The sequence below is a fragment of the Stieleria sp. genome (genome assembly GCF_041595215.1).
Lineage (GTDB): Bacteria > Planctomycetota > Planctomycetia > Pirellulales > Pirellulaceae > Stieleria > Stieleria magnilauensis.
In genome coordinates, this window is sequence record NZ_JBFHKV010000855.1 from 1 (window position 1) to 3860 (window position 3860).

Here is a 3860-nt window from a genome sequence, read left to right on the forward strand (position 1 = left end):
CGGCACCCATGTAGACCGTGCAGGGCAACCCGAAGTGTGCACAGGCGGTCGCGCTGGCGACGCCGTGTTGGCCGGCGCCGGTTTCCGCGATCACGCGCGTTTTTCCCATTCGCAGCGTCAGCAAGGCCTGGCCGAGGGTGTTGTTGATCTTGTGCGCCCCGGTGTGATTGAGGTCTTCGCGCTTGAGCCAAATCTGGGCCCCGCCGGCGGCTTCGGAGAGGCGCCGGGCGTGATAGAACGGGCTGGGGCGGCCGACGAACGTTTTCAACAATCCGTCCAGTTCCCGCTGGAACTCCGGATCTTTCTTGGCCAAGTCGTATTCTTCGGCCAATTGATCGAGTGCGCGGGTCAGTGTTTCGGGGACGAAGCGGCCGCCGAATTCGCCGAATCGGCCTTTCGCATCGGGGACCGCCGCCGTCGCGGGCTCTTGGGAAGGAGCACTGCTCATCGTAGTTTTGCCAAAAAGGTATGCTTCCGTAGTCACTTCATCATCTTCACCCGGCCGTCCAAGTTGGTCAACGCGACGAAACCCAGCCCGATGCGATTCCGCCGAATTGCCGATGCGGCGATTCGGACCGTGATCGGTGTGGATTTTAGCGGTGCCGCCCAGTCCGGCAAAACGGCTTGGATCGCCGAACTTTCCGCCCCCGCGCCGCTGCGTCTGGCCGATCGCTCGCCGCGTTTTCGACTGGTGTCGCTACAGCCCCTGGGCCGGCCGGCCGGCGGTGACGACCGCGACCGAGTCAATCGCTACCTGGTCGACCGCATTGCATCACAATCGGAAACATTTTGGGGCTGTGATTTCCCCTTCGGATTGCCGATCGAGTTGGCGCTGGGCGACTGGCGGGACCAATTGTCGCATGTCAGCGCGTTTGTCGGATCGGCCAAGGAGTTCGGGTTGTCGCTGGTCGAGACGACCGAGCGAGTGCTGGGGACCAAACACGTTCGCCGGACCACGGATCGGGAAACCCAGACGCCGTTTGATTGTTACCACTACCGGATCATCTACCAGACGTACCACGGCATGCGCGAAGTGCTGGCGGAGCTTGCCGACGATCGGAATGTGTTGGTGTTGCCGTTTCAGTATCACCGCGCCGGACGCGGCCCGGCGTCTTCGATCTTGGTTGAAGCGTGCCCGTCGTCGACGCTGAAACGGTTGGGGCTGCCGCATCAACGCTACAAACAGTCCGGCGGGAAGCCGCCCGAAACAATCCACCGCCGGACGCGGCGGACGATTTTGCAAACGATTTCAAACTACGTCGACATTTCGTCGCATCGACGCCGGGTGATCCTGCAGGACCCCGGTGGCGATGCGCTCGACGCAGTGCTAGCCGGCTTGGGAGCCTGGTTGGGGTTCTCGCGCGCCGATCATGCCGCGATCCAGAGACACCCGCGTTATGCTCGCGAAGGGTTTGTGTATTGTTAGGGGTGGGGGAGGCATCGTGCTTGCCGTTTGGGTGCGTTAGCACTCTGTCTGCGATGCAGCCAGGGAACGCAAGCTGGAAGCTTACGCCACTTTCGCAAGTTGGAAGCTTACGCCACTTTTGGAATTGAGATGCCGGAGTTGCCTGAAGTCGAAACGATGCGTCGCGGGGTGCTGCCGATGGTGGGGCATCGGATTCGCGCCGCCGAGCGTCCGCCCTGCGCGCGGCGGCCGATCTTGTTTGAGCCTTCGATCGGCCGGTTCGATCGACGTGTCCGCGGCCGGCTGATCACCGGCATCGATCGTCTGGGCAAACGTGTGATCATCGAATTGGAAGACGCGCAAGCGATCGTGATCGAGCCGCGGATGACGGGATTGGTGTTGTTGAGCGATCCGCCGGGGCCGGAGCATCTGCGGTTGCGGCTGATCCTCGATGGTGACGCGATTCAGGAGATGCTGTTTTGGGATCGGCGGGGGCTGGGCACCGTGCGACTGCTGACCGCGGACCAATTGCAGCGTGACGTCCGCGATCGGCTTGGCCCGGACGCCACCCGGATCAGCGCCGCACAGCTCCGTGAAAATCTGCGTCACAGTCGCCGTGTGATCAAGGTCGCTCTGCTGGACCAAGCGGCCGTGGCGGGGATCGGAAACCTGTACGCGGCCGAGATTTTGTTCGTCGCCGGGGTCGATCCACGCACCCGTTGTGACAAGCTGAGCCGGCCGCAGTGGGAGCGTATTCACGCCGGGATTGGAGCGGTGTTGGGGGAGGCGATCGAGCACGAGGGCAGCACGCTCTCCGACGGGACGTACCGCAATGCGCTGAACAACGAAGGCAGCTATCAAAACTACCATCGCGTCTACGATCGGGCCGGTTTGGGATGCGGACGCTGCTCCGTCGGTGTGATTCGCCGAATCGTCCAGGGCCAACGGAGTACATTTTTTTGCCCGATTTGCCAACGGAAAACGGGGCGACACGGCTCGGTCGGCGAAATCGAAGTTTCGCGATCGGTGGCGGACGCGGTACAATCGTAGACTGAACCCTCGCTTGAGCGGCTGCAGAGTCGGCCTGGCTGAGCGACCATCGGGCCACCACCCTTCCCTTTCGGATTCATGATGCCGATTTCATCCAACCGCCGCGACTGGTTTCGCAAGACCGCCCTTCTCGCCGCCGGCGGTTCGCTCGCCGGGTCGCTGCTGGGGCAGCGGGTGTGTGACGCGGCGGCACGGAACCCGTCGTGGGAAACGGCGACGCAAAAGGCGTTGGCGTGGCTCGCGCGGACTCAATCCTCGCGGGGACATTGGAACACCCAGGTCTATCCGACCGCGATGGCCGCGTTGGCCGGAACGGCGATGATCGGCAGCGGATCGACGACCACCCAGGGACCGTATGCCAAAGAGATCGCCAGGACGTCGGATTACTTGATCAGCAAGAGCCGCGACAACGGTCTGATCGGCGACCCCACCACCGACCAACGCTACACCTATGGGCACGGGTTCGCGATGTTGTTCTTGTCCCAGGTGCTCGGCGAGGAGGGCTTGTTGGATCGTCGCCGCGAAATCGTGGACGTGTTAACTCGGGCGGTCGAGTTCAGCGGCAATGCCCAGACGGCGGCCGGCGGTTGGGGCTACGTGTCGGCGGCCGAGGGAAACGATTTTGATGAAGGCTCCACGACGATCACTCAAGTGCAAGGGCTGCGGGGTTGCCGCAACGCCGGCATCCCCGTCAGTGGTGACGTGATCGAGCGTGCCAAGGAATACATTTACGGCTGCAAGAACAAGGACGGCGGGATCAGTTACAGCAGCCGTCAGCGCGGCAACAGTCGACCGGCGATCACCGCCGCCGCCCTGGCGGCACTCTACAACGCCGGCGATTACGACAGCGAGCATGTTCCCGAAATGCTCGAGTACACCAAGAAGGAACTGCACGGCATCAGCGACGGTGCCCGCGCGTTCGGCCACTGGCATTACACGTATCTGTATTACAGCCAAGTGGTCTACCGTCAGGGCGACGAATTGTGGCAACCGTTCCGCACCAAGTTGTACGAACGCATCACCAGCCAGCAACGTCCCGACGGAAATTGGGAAGGCCAGATCCATCCGGTCTATGTGACCGCCTGCAATCTGATCATGTTGCAGTTGGATTACGGCTACCTGCCGATCTATCAACGGTAGCAAGGGTCTTGCGAGCGACCGCGAACCAGCTGGGTTGTTGCAAATCGCGGTAGGGCGAGTCGGCTGGCAAGATTTGCATCAGATACTGATCCGCCGCTCGCAAATTGTGATACGGCAGCGACGGAAAGAGGTGATGCAGCGCGTGAAAGCGAATCGAAAACGGATAGAGCAGCCACGTGAAGAAATCGCGGCCGGTGAAATTGCAAGAATCGTGCATGTGATCCGACGGTGTCATCTTTGTCCCGTCGCTTTCGAAATGATGATC

Annotated in this window: 5 protein-coding genes; 3 read left to right on the forward strand and 2 right to left on the reverse strand. The window is 61.8% G+C overall.

All coding sequences use genetic code 11. The annotated features are described in order from the left end of the window. A partial coding sequence (locus tag ABX749_RS25225) for a pyridoxal-phosphate dependent enzyme (protein ID WP_372898437.1) occupies nt 1–448 on the reverse strand: 448 nt, incomplete at its 3' end. A 90-nt stretch (nt 449–538) separates the two neighbouring features. On the opposite strand from ABX749_RS25225, the gene ABX749_RS25230 reads away from it, so the two are divergent. From ABX749_RS25230 to ABX749_RS25240, 3 genes are all read left to right on the forward strand, one after another. After that, complete coding sequence (locus ABX749_RS25230; protein ID WP_372898438.1) at nt 539–1426, forward strand: DUF429 domain-containing protein; 888 nt, start codon at nt 539–541, stop codon at nt 1424–1426. 129 nt (nt 1427–1555) lie between these two features. Beyond that, the gene (locus tag ABX749_RS25235) at nt 1556–2455 is read left to right on the forward strand and encodes an Fpg/Nei family DNA glycosylase (protein WP_372898439.1); all 900 of its coding nucleotides are present in this window, start codon (nt 1556–1558) and stop codon (nt 2453–2455) included. A gap of 78 nt (nt 2456–2533) precedes the next feature. Next, the gene (locus tag ABX749_RS25240; protein WP_372898440.1) at nt 2534–3595 is read left to right on the forward strand and encodes a prenyltransferase/squalene oxidase repeat-containing protein; all 1062 of its coding nucleotides are present in this window, start codon (nt 2534–2536) and stop codon (nt 3593–3595) included. On the opposite strand, the gene ABX749_RS25245 is transcribed toward ABX749_RS25240, so the two are convergent. Beyond that, complete coding sequence (locus tag ABX749_RS25245; protein WP_372898441.1) at nt 3549–3830, reverse strand: fatty acid desaturase; 282 nt, start codon at nt 3828–3830, stop codon at nt 3549–3551. The genes ABX749_RS25240 and ABX749_RS25245 overlap by 47 nt on opposite strands. Between the last annotated feature and the right edge of the window lie 30 nt (nt 3831–3860).

Excerpts from the sequence above, each read along its gene's own strand:
- ABX749_RS25230 (WP_372898438.1), top strand. The coding sequence starts at position 539 with ATGCGATTCCGCCGAATTGCCGATGCGGCGATTCGGACCGTGATCGGT.
- ABX749_RS25245 (WP_372898441.1), bottom strand. The coding sequence starts at position 3,830 with ATGACACCGTCGGATCACATGCACGATTCTTGCAATTTCACCGGCCGC.
- ABX749_RS25240 (WP_372898440.1), top strand. The coding sequence starts at position 2,534 with ATGATGCCGATTTCATCCAACCGCCGCGACTGGTTTCGCAAGACCGCC.
- ABX749_RS25235 (WP_372898439.1), top strand. The coding sequence starts at position 1,556 with ATGCCGGAGTTGCCTGAAGTCGAAACGATGCGTCGCGGGGTGCTGCCG.